The organism is Luteimonas sp. Soil_C_5, from assembly GCF_057656615.1.
Genome location: NZ_JBDGKA010000001.1, coordinates 235335 through 251801, shown reverse-complemented (window position 1 = coordinate 251801; position 16467 = coordinate 235335). Strand labels below are relative to the sequence as shown.

At 66.9% G+C, this 16467-nt stretch carries 18 protein-coding genes; 12 read left to right on the top strand and 6 right to left on the bottom strand.

Annotation, left to right across the window (positions count from 1 at the left end; all coding sequences use genetic code 11):
• Window positions 1–71: 71 nt before the first annotated feature.
• The 5 genes from AC3A5K_RS01230 to AC3A5K_RS01210 form a co-directional block, all read right to left on the bottom strand.
• Window positions 72–1472, bottom strand: a complete 1401-nt coding sequence (locus AC3A5K_RS01230; protein WP_487615693.1) for a replicative DNA helicase — start codon at window positions 1470–1472, stop codon at window positions 72–74.
• Window positions 1473–1742: 270 nt separating this feature from the next.
• Window positions 1743–2195 carry a 50S ribosomal protein L9 gene (rplI, locus tag AC3A5K_RS01225; protein ID WP_487615692.1) on the bottom strand — a complete coding sequence of 151 codons (453 nt, stop codon included), beginning with the start codon at window positions 2193–2195 and terminating at the stop codon, window positions 1743–1745.
• An 86-nt stretch (window positions 2196–2281) separates the two neighbouring features.
• On the bottom strand, window positions 2282–2512 hold the full coding sequence (rpsR, locus tag AC3A5K_RS01220) for a 30S ribosomal protein S18 (protein ID WP_096208774.1): 231 nt from the start codon (window positions 2510–2512) through the stop codon (window positions 2282–2284).
• An 11-nt stretch (window positions 2513–2523) separates the two neighbouring features.
• Complete coding sequence (gene rpsF / locus AC3A5K_RS01215; protein WP_487615691.1) at window positions 2524–2961, bottom strand: 30S ribosomal protein S6; 438 nt, start codon at window positions 2959–2961, stop codon at window positions 2524–2526.
• A 399-nt stretch (window positions 2962–3360) separates the two neighbouring features.
• Window positions 3361–4683 carry an MFS transporter gene (locus AC3A5K_RS01210; RefSeq protein WP_487615690.1) on the bottom strand — a complete coding sequence of 441 codons (1323 nt, stop codon included), beginning with the start codon at window positions 4681–4683 and terminating at the stop codon, window positions 3361–3363.
• A gap of 185 nt (window positions 4684–4868) precedes the next feature.
• Between AC3A5K_RS01210 and cyoA the strand changes: the two genes are divergently transcribed.
• From cyoA to AC3A5K_RS01185, 5 genes are read left to right on the top strand one after another with little or no spacing between them, the layout of a single operon-like run.
• Window positions 4869–6065: a ubiquinol oxidase subunit II gene (gene cyoA / locus AC3A5K_RS01205; RefSeq protein ID WP_487615689.1), complete on the top strand. Its 1197-nt coding sequence runs from the start codon at window positions 4869–4871 to the stop codon at window positions 6063–6065.
• A gap of 45 nt (window positions 6066–6110) precedes the next feature.
• Window positions 6111–8123, top strand: a complete 2013-nt coding sequence (gene cyoB, locus AC3A5K_RS01200; RefSeq protein WP_487615688.1) for a cytochrome o ubiquinol oxidase subunit I — start codon at window positions 6111–6113, stop codon at window positions 8121–8123.
• A gap of 2 nt (window positions 8124–8125) precedes the next feature.
• The gene (gene cyoC, locus AC3A5K_RS01195) at window positions 8126–8779 is read left to right on the top strand and encodes a cytochrome o ubiquinol oxidase subunit III (RefSeq protein WP_487615687.1); all 654 of its coding nucleotides are present in this window, start codon (window positions 8126–8128) and stop codon (window positions 8777–8779) included.
• Complete coding sequence (gene cyoD / locus AC3A5K_RS01190) at window positions 8776–9177, top strand: cytochrome o ubiquinol oxidase subunit IV (protein WP_487615686.1); 402 nt, start codon at window positions 8776–8778, stop codon at window positions 9175–9177. Before cyoC ends, cyoD begins: the two co-directional genes overlap by 4 nt.
• A 10-nt stretch (window positions 9178–9187) precedes the next feature.
• A complete protein-coding gene (locus AC3A5K_RS01185) occupies window positions 9188–9946 on the top strand; it encodes an SURF1 family protein (RefSeq protein ID WP_487615685.1) in 759 nt (252 codons plus the stop codon).
• A gap of 147 nt (window positions 9947–10093) precedes the next feature.
• Here AC3A5K_RS01185 and AC3A5K_RS01180 read toward each other — a convergent pair whose 3' ends face one another.
• Entirely contained in the window at window positions 10094–10435 is a 342-nt protein-coding gene (locus AC3A5K_RS01180; RefSeq protein ID WP_487615684.1) for a HesB/IscA family protein, read from the bottom strand.
• 122 nt (window positions 10436–10557) lie between these two features.
• Here AC3A5K_RS01180 and asnS point away from each other — a divergent pair, with 122 nt between their 5' ends.
• From asnS to AC3A5K_RS01145, 7 genes are all read left to right on the top strand, one after another.
• Entirely contained in the window at window positions 10558–11958 is a 1401-nt protein-coding gene (asnS, locus tag AC3A5K_RS01175) for an asparagine--tRNA ligase (RefSeq protein WP_487615683.1), read from the top strand.
• Window positions 11959–12087: 129 nt separating this feature from the next.
• The gene (locus AC3A5K_RS01170) at window positions 12088–12390 is read left to right on the top strand and encodes a hypothetical protein (RefSeq protein ID WP_487615682.1); all 303 of its coding nucleotides are present in this window, start codon (window positions 12088–12090) and stop codon (window positions 12388–12390) included.
• Window positions 12391–12406: 16 nt separating this feature from the next.
• Window positions 12407–12706, top strand: a complete 300-nt coding sequence (locus AC3A5K_RS01165; protein WP_487615681.1) for a hypothetical protein — start codon at window positions 12407–12409, stop codon at window positions 12704–12706.
• Window positions 12707–12718: 12 nt separating this feature from the next.
• Window positions 12719–13357: an FMN-binding negative transcriptional regulator gene (locus AC3A5K_RS01160; RefSeq protein ID WP_487615680.1), complete on the top strand. Its 639-nt coding sequence runs from the start codon at window positions 12719–12721 to the stop codon at window positions 13355–13357.
• Window positions 13358–13360: 3 nt separating this feature from the next.
• Window positions 13361–14146: an SDR family NAD(P)-dependent oxidoreductase gene (locus AC3A5K_RS01155; protein ID WP_487615679.1), complete on the top strand. Its 786-nt coding sequence runs from the start codon at window positions 13361–13363 to the stop codon at window positions 14144–14146.
• 49 nt (window positions 14147–14195) lie between these two features.
• A complete protein-coding gene (nei, locus tag AC3A5K_RS01150; protein WP_487615678.1) occupies window positions 14196–15005 on the top strand; it encodes an endonuclease VIII in 810 nt (269 codons plus the stop codon).
• A 34-nt stretch (window positions 15006–15039) separates the two neighbouring features.
• Window positions 15040–16467 carry an aldehyde dehydrogenase gene (locus AC3A5K_RS01145; protein ID WP_487615677.1) on the top strand — a complete coding sequence of 476 codons (1428 nt, stop codon included), beginning with the start codon at window positions 15040–15042 and terminating at the stop codon, window positions 16465–16467.

The window sequence follows — 16467 nt, the reverse complement described above, 5'->3', positions numbered from 1 at the left end:
CAGCGACTGTGGGGCCGTCTATTGTGCCCTCGCCGCGGCGCGTGCGCCGGACGCGGAGGTGAACCGCGGCGTTACTCGAAGCTGCCGATCGAATCGTGGGACAGGTTGTCGAAGCGCGTGTACTCGCCGAAGAACTTCAGCTTCACCGAGCCCGTCGGACCGCTTCGCTGCTTGCCGATGATGATCTCGGCCAAGCCTTTGTCCGGCGACGTTTCCTTGTTGTAGTAGTCGTCGCGGTAGATGAAGACGATGACGTCGGCGTCCTGCTCGATGGCGCCCGACTCGCGAAGGTCGGCCATGACCGGACGCTTGTCGGCGCGCGTTTCCAGCGAGCGGTTGAGCTGCGACAGCGCCATCACCGGCACGTTGAGTTCCTTGGCCAGCCCCTTGAGCGAACGCGAGATTTCCGAGATCTCGGTCGCACGGTTCTCGGCGTTGCCCGGCACCGACATCAGCTGCAGGTAGTCGATGACGATCAAGCCCAGATCGTGCTCGCGCTTGAGACGGCGGCACTTCGCGCGCAACACGTCCGGACCGAGACCCGGCGTATCGTCGATGAAGATCTTGGTTTCCTTGAGCATGCGGATCGCGCTGCTGACCCGGCTCCAGTCCTCGTCTTCGAGCGCACCGGTGCGCAGACGCGTCGCGTTGATGCGGCCATTGGAGGAAATCAGGCGCAGCGCGAGCTGGCTGGCCGACATTTCCATCGAGAACACGCCGACGGCCTTCTTGGTCTTGATCGCCGCGTATTCGGCGATGTTGAGCGCGAAGGTCGTCTTGCCCATCGCCGGACGCGCGGCGAGGATGATCAGATCGGTCGGCTGCAGGCCGGCGGTCATCTCGTCGAATTCGGTGTAGCCGGTCGGCAGGCCGGTGACGCCGCCGCCGTTGTTGTAGCGCGTCTGCAGCACGTCGAAGGCTTCGGCCATCGCCTTGTTGATCGCGGTGAAGTCCGTGCGCCCCTGGGCGCCGGCTTCCGCGATCTTGAAGACCTGCTGCTCGGCCTTGGCCAGGATCTCGCTGCTGTCGCGGCCGTCGGGCTGGAAACCGTCGTTGACGATTTCGGTGCCGACGTCGATCAGCTGACGCAGGATCGCCTTGTCGCGGACGATCTCGGCATAGGCGCGGATGTTCGCCGCCGACGGCGTGGTGCTGGCCAGCTCGCCGAGATAGGCGCCGCCGGCGACCAGGTCCGACAGGTTGTTGGATTCGAACCACTCGCCCAGCGTGACCGCGTCGAACGGCCGGCTCTTTTCGGCCAGTTCTTGGATCGCGGCGTAGATCTTCTGGTGGTCGCGCCGGTAGAAATCGTCCGGCACCAGCAGATCGGCGATGCGGTCATAGGCATCGGGCGCCAGCATCAGGCCGCCCAGCACCGCCTGCTCGGCGTCGACCGACTGCGGCGGAATGCGCAGCTGTTCGACGCGCGTGTCGGCGCGGTGCTCGTTGCGGTAATCGGGACGTACGGACATGGACGGATTCGCTGGAACGGGCCGCGCCGTGGCGCGCGACGTTCGATGCTAGTGCAGGGGCCTGTGGATACGCGCCCCCACAACCTGTGGATAAGACGACAGCCTGCGCGCGACGGATCGCGTGGCCTGAGACGCAGACGCCCCTGCGCAAACGACGGTCAGCCCCGGCGGCAGCGCGATCCGCCGCCCGAACGCGGCCCGGTCAGACCTCGGAAACGGAAACGGGCGCCCTGGGGCGCCCGTTCCGGAGAGCCATGAGTCCCGGAGGACTCAGGCGACCTCGCCTTCGATGATCACCTTGACGGTGGTCTCGGCGTCGGCGTGCAGGTGCACCACGACGTCGAACTCGCCGGTGTTGCGGAACGCGCCTTCACCCAGCACGACTTCCGACTTGTTGACCGGCGTGACCGCCTTGGTCAGCGCGTCGGCGATTTCGCGCGGGCCGACCGAGCCGTACAGCTTGCCTTCGGTCGACGCGTTGGCGTAGACGGTGACGCTGGCGCCTTCGAGCTTGGCCAGACGCTGCTGCGCCTCGTCGAGCTGCGACTGGGCCTTGGCCTCGTACTCGGCGCGACGCGCTTCGAACTCGGCGATGCTCTTGGTGGTGGCCGGCACGGCCTTGCCCTGCGGCACCAGGAAGTTGCGGCCGTAGCCCGGCTTCACACTGACCTTGTCGCCCAGGTTGCCGAGGTTGGTGACCTTCTGCAGAAGAATGAGTTGCATGGTGTTGCTCCGTATCCGTTAGCGGCGCCGGAGCGCCGCAACGAGTGCTGTCCGAATCGGACGAGAACGCGTAAAGCCCGAAGGGCTCAGACGTTGTGATTGTCGGTGTACGGGATCAGCGCGAGGAAACGTGCGCGCTTGACGGCCGTGGCCAGCTGACGCTGGTAACGCGACTTCGTGCCGGTGATGCGGCTCGGCACGATCTTGCCGTTCTCGGTGAGGTTCTGGCGCAGGGTGTTGAGATCCTTGTAATCGATCTCCTTGACGCCCTCGGCGGTGAACTTGCAGAACTTGCGGCGGCGAAAGAACTTGGACATGTGCGTGATCCTCAGGCGGCTTCGGCGGAATCGGACTTGTCGGCGGTCGTCTCGGCATCGCTGCCGGTGGACTCGCCATCGTCGTCACGGCGGCGGCGCTCGCCACGCTCGGGCTTGTCGCCCTTGTCGTCCTTGTTCTTCATGATCAGCGACTGCTCGGTGTCGGCTTCGTCGCGACGCACCACCAGGTGGCGCAGCACCGCATCGTTGAAGCGGAACGCTTCGACGAGTTCGTCCAGACCGGTCTGGCCGACTTCGATGTTGAACATCACGTAGTGGGCCTTGACCAGATTGTTGATCGGGTAGGCCAACTGGCGGCGACCCCAATCCTCGAGGCGGTGGATGGTGCCTTCGGCGCCTTCGATCATCGACTTGTAACGCTCGATCATCGCGGGCACCTGCTCGCTCTGGTCCGGATGGACCAGGAACACAACTTCGTAATGACGCATTGTGGTTTCCTTTCGGATATCGACCGCGCCATCGGCGGCGGTCCGGATAGCCCCCCGGAGTGGATGCCCGGTGGAGCAAGAGACTCCCGGCACCGGGGTGCAGGGAGCCGGGCATTCTCACAGAACGCCGGGCCACCGGCAAGTACGGGGGGCCATGCGGCGCTGCGACAATCGGTCGCAGACCGGTGCGCACCGGGCCATGGTGGAATGACCGGCGCGCCAACGTCGCCTTCCGGACCCCGAATGACGCCCCCGCGGCGACGGTCCGGGCAGGCGCCTTCATCGTCTGCAATGCGTTCCGCACCGGCGGAACCGAACGAGAACGAAGTGCCCAGCCCCGCGTATCGACCTGCTGCACGCCGCGCGCCCCCGACGGGGACGGCGCGGCATGCGCGTAGCTCAGCGGACCGTTTCCAGGGTCCGGCTGAAGCCCAGCGCGGCCAGGGTCACGACGGCGCCGGACAGCAGGTAGTACCCGACGTATTCCAGGCCGTAGTGGCTGCACAGCCACAGCACGATCAGCGGCGCGAAGCCGGCGCCCAGCAACCAGGCGATATCCGACGTCACCGCGGCGCCGGTGTAGCGGTAGATGCTCTCGAAGCGCGAGGCGATCGCATTGCTCGCCTGGCCCAGCGACAGGCCCAGCAGCGCGAAGCCGACCACTACATAGGTGGTGCGACCGGCCGTGGTGTCCGAACCGAGCAGCGGCGCGGCGGCGAAACTGAAGAGCGCGATCAGCACGGCGGCGATCGCCAGCTGGCCGCGACGCCCCACCCGGTCGGCCATCAGGCCCGAGGCCATGATGCCCAGGCCGCCGACGATCGAGCCCAGGAACAGGCTGCCGAGGAAGTCGGCCGCATCGTGGTCGGTGAACAGCGTCGCCCAGCTCAGCGGGAAGATCGTGACCAGGTGGAACATCGCGTAGGACGCCAGCGGGATCAGCGCACCCACGAACACCTGGCGCGGATGGGTCCGCACGGTCTCGAACACCCGGCGCGGCTGCAGTTCGCGTTCCTTGAACAGCTGGACGAACTCCGGTGTGATCACCAGCCGCAGGCGGGCGAACAGCGCGACGACATTCAAAGCCAGCGCGACGAAGAACGGGAAGCGCCAGCCCCAGGCCAAGAAGTCCTCGGGACTGAGCGCACGCACGAACACGAAGAAGAAGCCGCAGGCGAGCATGAAGCCCAGCGCCGCGCCGAGCTGCGGCACCATCGCGTACCAGCCGCGACGGTTGGCCGGGGCGCTCAGCGACAGCAGCGACGGCAGGCCGTCCCAGGCGCCGCCCCAGCCCAGACCCTGGCCGAAGCGGAACACCGCCAGCAGTACCGGCGCCAGCATGCCGACCTGGGCATAGCTGGGCAGGAACGCGATCGCCATGGTCGAGCCGCACAGCAGGAACAGCGCGACGGTCAGCTTGATCGCGCGGCCGAAGTTGCGATCGATCGCCATGAAGACCAGCGAGCCGATCGGCCGTGCAATGAACGCCAGCGAGAACACCGCGAACGACTTGAGCGTCGCCTGCACCGGGTCGCTGTCGGGAAAGAACAGATACGGAAAGATCAGAACAGACGCGATGCCGTAGACGAAGAAGTCGAAGAATTCAGACGTCCGCCCCATGACGACAGGAAAGGCGATCTTGCCCGGGGAGACCTCGATCGGGTCGTTGGTCTCGGGCGCGTCGTCCAGCCCGGTGGTGGCTTGCTCTTCGGCTCGACTCATCTGCGCGCTCTCTCTCCGGTCGGTTTATGGGGGATAATAGGCCCCGCGTTGCATTGTGAACCCGAAACGACCCCGCCTAGCAAGGTGCGCAGCAACACGGTCGATCCGGTTCCACCCCAAGCTAGTCCTGGCGCCGTGGCGCCACTGTCAATTCGCCCGCCCTTCCCCTCGTCGTCGATCACTCAATGAAATCCATATTCCGAGCCTTCGCGCTGCTCTCGGTGGCATTCCTGCTGTCGGGCTGCGACTGGATCGTCATGCGACCTGCCGGCGACATCGCCGTCCAGCAGCGTGACCTGATCATCCTGTCCACGGTCCTGATGCTGCTGATCATCGTGCCGGTGATCTTCCTGACCTTCTTCTTCGCCTGGAAATACCGGGAGTCGAACACCGAGGCCGAGTACGCGCCGGACTGGCACCACTCGACCCGCCTGGAACTGATCATCTGGTCGGCGCCGCTGGCGATCATCCTGGTGCTGGGCACGGTGACCTGGATCGCGACCCACAAACTCGATCCCTATCGCCCACTCGACCGCATCGACGCCAATACGCCGATCGCCGAAGGCGTGGAGCCGCTGGTGGTGGAAGTGGTCGCGCTGGACTGGAAGTGGCTGTTCCTCTATCCCGAACAGGGCATCGCCACAGTCAACGAACTGGCTGCGCCGGTAAACGTGCCGATCCAGTTCAAGATCACCTCCTCGTCGATGATGAACTCGTTCTTCGTCCCGGCGCTGGCAGGCCAGATCTATGCGATGACCGGCATGGAGACCAATCTCAACGCCGTCATCAACAAGGAAGGCGTCTACAAGGGCTTCTCCGGCAACTACAGCGGCGACGGCTTCTCGCACATGCACTTCAATTTCCACGGCATGAGCCAGGACGGCTTCGATGCGTGGGTGTCGAAGGTGCGCGCCGAGGGCGTGGCCTTCGGCCGCGACGAGTATCTGGAGCTGGAGAAGCCGTCCGAGCGCGAGCCGGCCCGCTACTTCACCGACGTCGATCCGGCGCTGTACGAGGCCATCCTCAACATGTGCGTGTCCCCGGGCACGATGTGCATGCACGAGATGGCGCACATCGACAGCCTCGGCGGCGGCGGTGTGGACAGCAAGGAGAATTACGCCCGTCTGCGCTACGACAACCGTCGCGTGGGCCAGGCCTCGGAGGCCCCGGGCGCGACGTTCCCCGAAGCCGGCCGCGATGCGCGTGACACCGAGCCGCAGGGCTTCGAGCCGCGTCCGGTCTCGCCCGAGGACACGACGCCGCAGCCGACCGAAGAAAGCGACATCGACGAAGGCACCGAGCCGATGGAACCCGGCCAGGCCCCCTCTTCCGAGGGCGCCCCGGGCAAGGCCGACGCCGACGCCGAGGCAGACCGGCGCTGACGCGCCGGACCGCCCCCACGACATCAAGTACCAGGCAGGAACCCCATGTCCGCACCCCAGGACCACATCAATTCGCCAGTCTTCGGGCGGCTTTCGCTCGACGCGCTGGCCTTCCTCCACGACCCGATCCTCGCGCTGACCTTCGTCGGCGTGGTGCTGGGCGGCATCGCCCTGCTGTTCCTCGTCACCAAGTACCGCCTCTGGGGGTACCTGTGGAAGGAATGGTTCACCAGCATCGACCACAAGAAGATCGGCATCATGTATTGCATCCTCGCAATCGTGATGCTGCTGCGCGGCTTCTCCGATGCGGTGCTGATGCGCGCGCACCAGGCGATGGCGGCGAGCGGCAGCGAGGGCTTCCTGCCACCGCACCACTACGATCAGATCTTCACCGCGCACGGCGTGATCATGATCTTCTTCGTGGCCATGCCGCTGGTGACGGGCCTGATGAACTACGTGGTGCCGCTGCAGATCGGCGCACGTGACGTCTCGTTCCCGTTCCTCAACAACTTCAGCTTCTGGATGACCGCCGCGGGCGCCGCGCTGATCATGATCTCGCTGTTCGTGGGCGAGTTCGCGCGTACCGGCTGGCTGGCGTATCCGCCGCTGTCGGGCGCCGACTACAGTCCAGGCACAGGTATGGACTACTACCTGTGGGGTCTACAGATCGCAGGTGTCGGTACCACGCTGTCGGGCATCAACCTGATCGTGACCATCGTCAAGATGCGCGCGCCGGGCATGAAGCTGATGCGCATGCCGATCTTCACCTGGACCTCGCTCTGCACCAACATCCTCATCGTCGCCTCGTTCCCGATCCTGACGGCGACGCTGGCGCTGCTGACGATGGACCGCTACGTCGGCACGAACTTCTTCACGAACGACCTCGGCGGCAGTCCGATGATGTACGTGAACCTGATCTGGATCTGGGGTCACCCGGAGGTCTACATCCTGGTGCTGCCGGCGTTCGGCATCTTCTCCGAGATCGTGGCGACCTACTGCGGCAAGCGGCTGTTCGGCTACACCTCGATGGTCTACGCCACCGCGGTGATCACGATCCTGTCCTACCTCGTGTGGCTGCACCACTTCTTCACCATGGGCTCGGGCGCGAGCGTCAATGCGTTCTTCGGCATCACGACGATGATCATCTCGATCCCGACGGGCGCGAAGATCTTCAATTGGCTCTTCACGATGTACAAGGGCCGCATCCGCTTCGACGTGCCGATGCTGTGGACGATCGGCTTCATGTTCACCTTCGTCATCGGTGGCATGACCGGCGTGCTGCTGGCGGTGCCGCCGGCCGACTTCGTACTGCACAACAGCCTGTTCCTGGTCGCGCACTTCCACAACGTCATCATCGGCGGCGTGGTGTTCGGCCTGTTCGCCGGCATGGTGTACTGGTTCCCGAAGGCCTTCGGTTTCAAGCTCGACGAGTTCTGGGGCAAGGTCTCGTTCTGGTGCTGGCTAGTGGGTTTCTGGCTCGCGTTCACCCCGCTCTACATCATGGGTCTGATGGGCATCACCCGTCGCCTGAGCCAGTTCGAGGACACCTCGCTGTCGGTGTTCTTCATCATCGCGGCGATCGGCGCGGCCATCGTCGGCGCGGGCATCCTGGCCTTCATCATGTCGATCGTGGTGGCGGTGAAGAACCGCAAGAAGCTGGCCGACACCACCGGCGATCCTTGGAACGGTCGCACGCTGGAGTGGGCCACTTCGTCGCCGCCGCCGGCCTACAACTTCGCGTTCACCCCGGTCGTCCATGAGATCGATGCGTGGTCGGACATGAAGAAGCACGGCTACCAGCGTCCGACGACCGGTTTCGTGCCGATCCACATGCCGAAGAACACCGGCGCGGGTGTGGTGCTGTCGGCGATCAGCGTGGCACTCGGCTTCGGCCTGGTGTGGCACATCTGGTGGCTGGCGGGCCTGTCGTTCGTGACGCTGATCGTCGCGGCGATCTGGCACACCTTCAATTACGACCGCGACTTCTATATTCCGGCCGACGAAGTGACGGCGACCGAGGAACAACGCACGCGCGATCTGGCGCAGCAGGCACTCTGAACATGGCACAGACGATTCAACCCACCAGCGGCACCACCGAGCGCGTGTACCACGTGGTCGAAGACCCGCACGCGCACGATGACGGGCACGAGCACCATCCGGAAACCGGGACCAACCTCGGGTTCTGGATCTACCTGATGAGCGACTGCCTGATCTTCGCGATCCTGTTCGCCATCCACGCCGTGCTCGGCCGCAACTACGCGGCCGGCCCCTCGCCGGCCGACCTGTTCGACCTGAAGCTGATCCTGATCGCGACGTTCATGCTGCTGTTCTCGTCGATCACGTACGGCTTCGCGATGCTCAATTCCTACAAGAACAACATCAACCGGACGATCGGCTGGCTGCTGGTGACGGGTCTGTTCGGCCTGGCGTTCCTCGGCATCGAGATCTACGAGTTCCAGCATCTCGTGCATCTGGAAGCCACGCCGCAGCGCAGCGCGTTCCTGTCGTCGTTCTTCACCTTGGTCGGCACCCACGGCCTGCACGTGACCTTCGGCCTGATCTGGCTGGTGACCCTGGTCGTGCAGCTGAAGAAGCACGGCCTGATCGAAGCCAACCGCCGCCGCCTGATGTGCCTGTCGATGTTCTGGCACTTCCTCGACGTCATCTGGATCGGCGTCTTCTCGTATGTCTATCTGATGGGAGTCGTGGGATGAGCCACACCACCAACCACGCCGCCGCCCGCGCCAACGACCACGCGCACGAGCCCGCGCACGACGGTCACAGCCACGGCAGCATGCGCGACTACGTGATCGGCTTCGTCCTGTCGGTCATCCTCACCGTGATCCCGTTCTGGCTGGTCATGGGCGAAGTGCTGGAAAGCCGCGTCTGGACGGTCGCGCTGATCATGCTGTTCGGTGCGGTGCAGATCGTCGTGCACATGGTCTACTTCCTGCACATGAACCGGAAATCGGAAGGCGGCTGGATCCTCGCCTCGCTGATGTTCACCGGCATCATCATCCTCATCGCGCTGGTGGGTTCGTTGTGGGTCATGCACCACCTCAACACCAACATGATGCCGATGTCGCCGGAGCAGATGCGCGTCGCGCCCTGACGCGCACATCGTGACTTCCGTCGACGCCCCTGCCCGCCCCCGGCGCCCGGCTGCACGCTGGGCGCTGCTGGTGCTGCTGGCCACCGCCGCCGTGGGCTTCGCCGCCCTCGGCGTGTGGCAGCTGGAACGCATGGGCTGGAAGCGTGACCTGATCCAGCGCATCGACGCCCGCGTGCACGCCGATCCGGTGCCCGCACCCGCGGCGGCCGACTGGCCGCGCATCGATGCCGCGGATGACGAATATCGCCGCGTCACCGTGCGCGGCCGGCTGCTGCACAGCCAGGAAGTGCCGGTCTATGCCTCGACCGAACGCGGTCCCGGCTACTGGATCATGACGCCGATGGCGACCGACACCGGCACGGTGTGGATCAACCGCGGCTACGTCGACAACGCGCATCGCGCTCCCGACACGCGCGCACGTCTGTCGGAAGACGACACGGTCACGGTCACCGGCCTGCTGCGCCTGCCGGAACGCCCGCTGGTTTTCCTGCGCGACAACGTGCCGGATGACGACCGCTGGTATCTGCGGATTCCCGACGAACTGGCCGCCGCACGCCAGGTGCCGGCACCGGTCGCCCCGTTTTTCGTCGATGCGCAGGACCGGCTCGACACCGGCAACTGGCCGGTGCCCGGGCTGACCATCGTGCAGTTCCGCGACAACCATCTGAGCTATGCGCTGACCTGGTTCGGCATGGCGCTGCTGGCAGGTCTTGCCGCGGTGTTCGTGCTGCGCAGCGAATTCAGGCGCCGGACGAGCGACGCGGCCTGACGTCCGACGCATCGGGACTGGCGGGAAACAGAAGCCTGCGCGTTGCACGCAGGCACAGCATCGATCTCACCGGCCGTGCAGCCGGAAACCGGAACTCACTCATCCAGGCGGAGCGCTCGTGGGCGCTCCAGCGCGCGTTGGCGGACCTCAGAGCGCCTTGTCGGCGTCGGTGGTGAAGCTCTCGCCGCAACCGCACTCGGCGGCCGCATTCGGGTTGCGGAACACGAATTCCTGGTTCAGCCCCTTCTGCGCGAAATCGATCTCGGTGCCGTCGACCATGGGCTGGCTGGTGGCATCGACATAGATCCGCACGCCGTCCTGCTCGGTCACCGTGTCGCCCGGCTTCTCGTCGTGCGCGAGGTCGACGACATAGCCCCAGCCCGAACAGCCCGTGCGCGTGACACCGAAGCGGAGGCCGAGCGCCTCCGGGCTGGAGGCCAGGAACCGGCGGGCACGATCGAGGGCGGCAGGTGCGAGTGCGATGGTCATGGCGAAAAGTGTACTCCTGCGTTCGAGAGCGCCAGCTGAGCGCGGGGTCGCAGCACGCAGCGCCGGGCGGCGCGGTTAGACTGTGCGGCCCATCATCGGTCCGGATTCCCGGGATTCAAGGCATGACCACGACCAGCGTCCAGCAGGCCCTCGCCGGCCACATTCCTGAAGGTGGCGATGTCACCGTCCGCGGCTGGGTGCGGACCCGGCGCGATTCCAAGGCCGGCCTGAGCTTCGTCAACGTCAGCGACGGCTCGTGCTTCGCGCCGATCCAGGTGGTGGTCGCGGACACGGTGGCCAACTACGAGGCCGAGGTAAAGCGCCTGACCGCCGGTTGTTCGGTCATCGCCACCGGCACGCTGGTGAAGTCGCAAGGACAGGGTCAGAGCTTCGAGATCCAGGCCGAATCGCTGGAGGTCGTCGGCTGGGTCGAGGATCCGGAAACCTATCCGATCCAGCCCAAGGCGCACTCGCTGGAGTTCCTGCGCGAGGTCGCGCATCTGCGCCCGCGCACCAACCTGTTCGGTGCGGTCACGCGCATCCGCCATTGCCTGGCGCAGGCGGCGCACCGGTATTTCCACGAGAACGGCTACTACTGGATCAACACCCCCATCGTGACGACGTCCGATGCCGAGGGCGCCGGCCAGATGTTCCGCATCTCGACGCTGGACATGGCCAACCTGCCGATCGGCAAGGACGGCAAGGTCGATTTCACGCGCGACTTCTTCGGCAAGGAAACCTTCCTGACGGTGTCCGGCCAGCTCAACGTCGAGGCCTTCTGCCTGGCGATGAGCAAGGTCTACACCTTCGGCCCGACCTTCCGCGCCGAGAACAGCCACACCACGCGTCATCTGGCCGAGTTCTGGATGATCGAGCCGGAGATCGCGTTCGCCGACCTGGCCGAGAACGCCCGCATCTCCGAGGAATTCCTCAAGTACCTGTTCCGAGCCGTGCTCGACGAGCGCGCGGACGACATGGCCTTCATTGCCGAGCGCGTGCAGAAGGACGCGGTCACGCGTCTGGAAGGCTTCATCAATGCGCCGTTCGAGCGCATCGAGTACACCGAAGCCGTGTCGCTGCTGCAGAAGTCCGGCCACGCCTTCGAGTTCCCGGTCGAATGGGGCCTGGACCTGCAGACCGAACACGAGCGCTGGCTGACCGAGCAGCATGTCGGCCGCCCGGTCGTGGTGACCAACTATCCCGAGCACATCAAGGCGTTCTACATGCGCCTCAACGACGACGGCAGGACCGTCGCGGCGATGGACGTGCTGGCGCCCGGCATCGGCGAAATCATCGGCGGCTCGCAGCGCGAGGAGCGTCTCGACGTCCTCGACGCGCGCATGGACCAGTTCGGCCTCGACCGCGACCACTACAGCTGGTACCGCGATTTCCGCCGCTACGGCACCGTCCCGCACGCCGGCTTCGGCCTGGGCTTCGAACGCCTGGTCGTCTACGTCTGCGGCCTGTCGAACATCCGCGACGCGATCCCGTATCCGCGCGCGCCGGGACAGGCGGAGTACTGAAGAACGGGGATGAGTGATTGGTGATTGGTGATTCGAAAGAGCGGGTCACCATCGCGTCACGGGTCACGATCGGAGAAAGATTTTGCTTTTTCGAATCACGAATCACCAATTACCAATCACGGTCGCTCCGTGACCCTCTTCCTCGCCCTGTGTTTCTTCGGCGTCGCGATCGGTGGATTCACCGCGTTCGTGATCTTCTGGCCGCTGTCGCTGGTACATCTGCGCGACCGGCATCCGGAACGGCGCGCGCGCATGGGGGAGAACGCATTCCTGAGCCCGACCGCGCTCGCGTGGCTGCTGGCCGGGCGCTATTACGAAGTGCCGGACCGGCAGTTCACCGGGCTGGCGACGCCGGCCCGCATTTCGCTGATGGTGATCCTCGGCGCACTGGCGGCCTCCGCCGTGCTGTGGCTGTGGTCGATCGCCCCCTGATACGAGGATGGACCGCATGACCCGCGACGAATGGTGGCTGGCGACCCTGGGCCGGACCGTGATCTGGGCGCGCCTGCGCGTGCTCGACGCCGGCACGGCCGAGGTCTTTGACAGCGACGGCAATACCCTGCCCTACGACAGCGAGGACACCGCCCGCGCGATGCTGATGGACGCCGAGTTCGTCGCGTTCGACGGCCTCGATGCCGAGGATGCGCTCGATCGCGGCTTCGCCATCGACACGCTGTCGCCGCCGGACGCTGAAGACGACGCCGGGCTGCGCGAGCGCATGGTGCAGTCGCTCGGCGGCCGCGCCTGACTCGATCCACCGATGGCGACACCCCCGGCTTTCGTCGACACCGATCCGGCGCATCTCGATGCGCTGCTCGACGCACATCCGTTCGTCACCCTGGTCACGGTGCGCGATGGCGTACCGGATGCGAGTCATGTCCCAGTCCTTGCGCGGCGTGACGACGGGGCACTCGTGCTCGAAGGCCACTGGGGCCGCGCCAACCCGCAGGCCCACCACGGCGACGACGTGCTGATCCTCGTGCACGGCCCGCAGACCTATCTGTCCGCGAGCTGGTACCCCGACAAGATCGAACGCGCGCGGGTGCCGACCTGGAACTACGTGGTCGCCCATCTGCGTGGCCGCTTCGAACGGTTCGACGACGAGGACGCGCTGGGCGCACTGGTCGCCCGCACCGCGGACCGGTTCGAGCCCACGGTCGGCGGCGACTGGCGTTACGACCACGCGGATCCGCGCGAGCGCGGGCAGCTGCGCGGCATCGTGGGCTTCCGGGTCCGCGTGCAGTCGACCGTGCTGACCCGCAAGCTCAGCCAGAACCATCCCGAGGCGAACCGCGCTGCGGTGATCGCCGCCCTCGAGGGCCGTCCCGACGACGACGCACGCGCCATCGCGGCGCTGATGCGCGACGGCCTGACCGGTCCCACCCTTCCGGAGCCCTGAGCCATGGATCTCGATCTCACCGGCCGACACGCCCTCGTCTGCGGCGCATCGGAAGGCATCGGCCGCGCGACCGCGCACGAACTCGCCCTGCTGGGCGCCAGCGTCACCGTGCTGGCCCGCCGCGCCGATGCACTGGCCACCGTGCGCGATGCACTGCCGACGCCCCGGGGCCAGACCCACTTCAGCCTGGCCGTCGACATGGACGACACCGGCGCGCTGCGCACCGCTGTCGAGGCCCACGTCGCCGCGCACCCGGCGCAGATCCTGGTCAACAACACCGGCGGCCCGCCCGGCGGGCCCGCGCATGCGGCGCAAGCCGATGCCTTCGTCGAGGCTTTCCGGCGCCATCTGCTGGCCGGACAGACCCTCGTGCAGGCCACGCTGCCGGCGATGCAGGCGGCGCACTGGGGCCGTATCGTCAACGTCGTCTCGACCTCGGTGCGCGAGCCCATCGCCAATCTCGGGGTCTCCAACACGGTGCGCGGCGCGGTCGCGGGCTGGGCCAAGACCCTGTCGCGGGAACTGGCGGCCGACGGGATCACCGTTAACAACGTGCTGCCGGGCTACACCCGTACCGGGCGGATCGACCAGATCGTCGCCGACCGCAGTGCACGCACCGGCCAGTCCGCTGACGCGGTCATCCAGGCGATGGAAGCGACGGTGCCCGCCGGCCGGTTCGCCGAGGCGTCCGAAACCGCCGCCGCGATCGCCTTCCTGTGCGCGCCCGCGGCCGGCTACATCAACGGCGTCAGCCTGCCGGTCGACGGCGGCCGGATGGCTTCGATCTGAGGGCACGCGCCTCACAGGACATCGACGGCGGCGCTGCTCGAATGCCGCGATGCCGGAAGGTCCCGAAGTCCACGATCTCGCAGACCGTCTCGGTGCCCTGCTCCTGGACGAAACGCTCGACGACGTCTGGTTCCGCGATCCGGCCCTGCAGCGCCGCCGCCGGTTGCTGGTCGGCAAGCGGGTCAGCGGTGTCGAGGCCCGCGGTAAGGCCCTGCTGATCGCGGTCGACACCGGCTGGACCCTCTACACCCACAGCCATCTGTTCGGCTTCTGGCGGCTGGTCGACGACGCCGAAGCGCTGACCTCCGAGACGGCGCCGCGCGTGCGTCTGGACTGCGTCCGCGGCATCGCCGCGCTGTACGCCGCGCCCTCGGTCGCGCTGTGGCGCACGGAAGAACTCGACCGCCAGCCCTATCTCGCCAAGCTGGGTCCCGACGTGCTCGACCCGGCGGTCGACGCCGCGATGCTGGACGCCGCACTGCGCGACCCCGAGCGCGCCGGTCGCGGTCTGGCCGCGTTGCTGCTCGACCAGAGCTTCGCCGCGGGCATGGGCAACTACCTGCGTTCGGAAGTGCTGTTCGAGGCGAAGCTCTCACCCTATCGCACCGCGGGCGACCTCGACGCCACCCAGCGACGACGGCTGGCCAAGGCGCTCATCGACGTGCCCCGACGCGCCTACCGCGCCAAGCAGGGCGATGCGCTGCCGCCCGGCAAGGATTATCTGGCGCAGATCAAGCGCCGGTTCCGCTTCGAAGTGTTCGAGCGCGAGGGCACGCCCTGCCCGCGCTGTGGCGGCACCATCGTCAACGCGCGGATCGCCGCGCGCCGGCTGTACTGGTGCCGGGGCTGCCAGCATTGATGGCAGGCCGCGGAGGCTCGGGTAGGCTGTGCCGATGCAACGGCTGACCCACTGGATCGACGGCGCCGCACAGGCGCCGATGCAGGACCGCTGGCTGCCGGTCGACGACCCGGCCACCGGCCGTCCGTTCGCCGAAGTCGCCGACGGCGACGCGGCCGATGTCGAGGCTGCGATCGATGCCGCCGCGCGCGCGGCGCCGGCCTGGGCGGCGCTGCCCAACAGCGAGCGCGCCGGCTGGCTGGAACGCCTGGCCGCTGCCCTGGAGGCGCGCAGCGACGACTTCGCCCATGCCGAATCCCGCGATGGCGGCAAGCTCTTCGCGCTGGCCCGCGACGTGGAGATTCCGCGCGCGGTCGCCAACCTGCGGTTCTTCGCACACGCCGCCACCCAGTTCGCCAGCGAATCGCACCACGGCGAGGCCGGTCTGAATTACACCCTGCGCCAGCCGCTGGGCGTGGTCGCCACGATTTCGCCGTGGAATCTGCCGCTGTACCTGCTGACCTGGAAGATCGCGCCGGCCCTCGCCGCCGGCAATGCGGTCGTCGCCAAACCCTCCGAGGTCACACCGCACAGCGCGACCCTGCTGGCCGCGCTGTCGGGCGAGATCGCTCTGCCGCCCGGCGTGTTCAATCTGGTGCATGGCCGCGGAACTGAAGTCGGCGAGCCGCTGATCGACGATCGCCGTGTCCGCGCGGTGTCCTTCACCGGCAGCACCGCGGTGGGCCGGCGCATCGGTGCGCGCGCCGGCGGCCTGCTCAAGAAGGCGTCGCTGGAGCTGGGCGGCAAGAACGCGACGCTGGTGTTCGCGGACAGCGACTGGCAGGACCACCTCGACACGCTGGTGCGCTCTGCCTTCCAGAACAGCGGACAGATCTGCCTGTGCGGCTCGCGGATTCTGGTCGAGCACTCGATCGCGACCGCCTTCCGTGAGCGCTTCGTCGCCGAGGTCGCCGCGCTCCGCCTGGGCGATCCGATGGACCCGGACGCGCGTCTCGGCCCGCTGGTGTCGCAGGCGCACTTCGACAAGGTGATGGGCGCGCTGCAGCGCGCCCGCGACGAAGGCGGCCGCGTGCTGTGCGGCGGCCATGCGCTGGACAGGCCGGGCTGGTTCGTCGCGCCGACCGTCATCGACGGCCTGGGTCCGGACTGCGCCACCAACCGCGACGAGATCTTCGGCCCGGTGGTCACCCTGCAGTCGTTCACCGACGAGGCCGATGCGCTGGCCCTGGCCAATACCGGCGACTACGGCCTGTCCGCATCGCTGTGGACCCGCGATCTCGCCCGCGCGCACCGCATGGCGGCGCGCCTGCAGGCCGGCATGGTCTGGATCAATACCTGGCTGATGCGCGACCTGCGCACGCCCTTCGGCGGCACCGGCGCGTCCGGTCTCGGCCGCGAAGGTGGCCTGGAAGCCATGCGTTTTTTCACCGAGCCGAAGAACGTCGGCCTGTCTCTGGGATAA